At 40.3% G+C, this 2,428-nt stretch carries 2 protein-coding genes; both read right to left on the reverse strand.

All coding sequences use genetic code 11. The features are described 5' to 3' along the window. Window positions 1-580: 580 nt before the first annotated feature. A complete protein-coding gene (locus QB898_RS12865; protein ID WP_279525271.1) occupies window positions 581-1,087 on the reverse strand; it encodes a hypothetical protein in 507 nt (168 codons plus the stop codon). A gap of 870 nt (window positions 1,088-1,957) precedes the next feature. Beyond that, window positions 1,958-2,428 (reverse strand): hypothetical protein (locus QB898_RS12870; protein ID WP_279525272.1); only part of this gene is annotated, 471 nt, incomplete at its 5' end.

Consider the following 2,428-nt stretch of genomic DNA (forward strand, 5'->3'; position numbering starts at 1 on the left):
CCGCATCCAGCGGCACGGCCTGCTGAAGATCCATGCCGTCGCTGTAGGTGTATTGCTTGAAGCTGGCGTCCATGGGAATCCAGGCGTCGGGTGTGTAGCGGGTGCAAAGTGAACAAGGTTCAAAGAAGCAGCCTGATTTGCTCCTTGATTGATAGCATGAAGCCCCCGTACTTACTGCGGCAAATGGCTTTTTGATAGGGCTGAATTTGCTCCTGTTTTTGAGGACACAAGAGGCAATGAAATGGCATAAATATCCCACTACACATTTATCACGATGATTTATTTCTTTTTCTCAAAATTAGCAGCATGATTGCCGCAAAGCTCGAAATATATAACATAAAAATACCCATGAAATTCAGGGCGGGTTTGATATAGGTTAAGGATATAGAATAGGGAAAAGCTATTAATATATAAAATAATATTATTGATGATTGTTTGTTTTCATTAAAATTAACACATGCTCCCATGAGCACCAGAGATGTTGCATAGATAATCGCAACAAATATATTTTGTTGAAATATAGGGCATATATTTGCTATTATCCATATACCCCATACGATAGGTGTAATATGTTTTCTCATCATGAGCAATGGTCTGAGAAGGCAAATCCACTAAAGAAATTTCCAGCAGCTTGCCCCATCGCCATACCAAGAACATTAAATGAGAGGGCAAGCATACTCAAGCTTGCTCCTGCGTAAACGCTCATAAAGGCTGCACATATTCTTTTGTTTCCTGTAGCAAGCATCAAGCCAGCCATGTATATTGATATGCCTGCTATAAGAAAATTAGCAAATGCAATCAATCCGGTGCCGGCTGCAATTAATCCCAATCCTCCTGTGCTGGCTCCAATAGTAATAAATAAAATAAGCGCCGCCATCATATAAATGACGCCAATTAGCATTAATATGGCCCCATTCCCGCTCCCCTCAATCAAATAAGCCCCCGCCCCGGTTTCCGGATCAATAACAATATACCCAAATCCCTTCCATCCGTGCTTGTTGATGCTTTTCTCATGCACGGTCACTTCCTTTCCGGCATTGACGGCATTCCTGATGATAAAATATAGCCTGCTCCTTTCTTTTTCCATGCAGTTTTTTTATTTTCCCAATCTGAGTATTATGTTTAGACATGATTATTGCTTGAAATTCGTTCCATAAAGATTATTGACATCAATGCGAAAGCATTGCCCTTTTATACATTTGTTGCGACGAAACCGCATCGATATTTTCGATCTTACTCACTCCATAAGGACGTGATTGCTGCAACTTTGACAATGTCTGAACACTCATTGATGCTAGGTCAGGTAAAAACTTGTTTGGGATCCAAGGCGCTACTGCCGCTCTCGCCAGTAATCTTCCCATGCCTTGCTCAGCTTGCGTAATGGTTACGCCGACACCGATTTCGCCTTTAATGATTTCTCTAGGCAGAGTATTAAATGTTATACCCCCTACGTTATTGCAATACTGACTCTCTTGAACCTGTATTCTTACTCTGGACTGCTGATATTTCTATTCTCTACTTGATGCAGCATTGGTATTCGTGGAGATGATGGCTAATGCAGTCAATACGGCTGTTGCAGCCAGAACAACAAGAGTTTGCTGATTTTGTTTTTTTGGGAGTCTGCTAACATTTTTGTGCGTGATGCGAATTTATTAATCCTCTCTAAAGATGCTGTTAGAGTTAAATATATAATACAAACAAGAAATAATGAAGCTTGCGCCAAATGACAGCAATAAATTAGGTATCGTTGCTTCATAAGGCGCAATTTTAGATATAATTATTCCACCAACTATAAATAAACATATGCAAAAATTTACAACATCTCCTAGGGAAAATAACACAATAAACACCAGTTGATTAGTGATCTCATTTTTCGTGTATATATTATATAAAACCCATAAATAAAATATAGCTAGGCAATAGCTTATGAAATAGTTTTTCTCTCTGATAAATTTTATCATTTTATGCATTCCACTAAAGAGATCTTTGGGGAGAGTCCCAGCCAACTAAAGAATACCGTCCCGACAATGAATTGCAGATCTTTAGTCGCACTTGTCCCCGCGCCTATTCGATGGTAGTGAAATAATGCTATGGATGCGACGAATCCGACGATGAAACATTTGACAAGCATGTCGAAAGAGGAGTCGTATATAGCAGCCATTGTGCCTAGATATGAAGCACAAAATACCAAATAAGGCAATATAATCCACTGCATTGCATTTAGATAAGCAGTAATTGCTGCTGGAGAAGGATTTTGGCCAAGAGTCATTGATAAATGAAGGACGGCTGTTCCTGCCAAGCTTCCTAATGCAGTGGCAATGCCTCCATTCCCACTCCCCTCAATCAAATAAGCCCCGGCCCCCGTCTCCGGATCAATAACAATATACCCAAACCCCTTCCATCCGTGCTTGTTGATGCTTTTCTCATG

The organism is Ottowia cancrivicina (genome assembly GCF_029813755.1).
GTDB lineage: Bacteria > Pseudomonadota > Gammaproteobacteria > Burkholderiales > Burkholderiaceae_C > Ottowia > Ottowia massiliensis.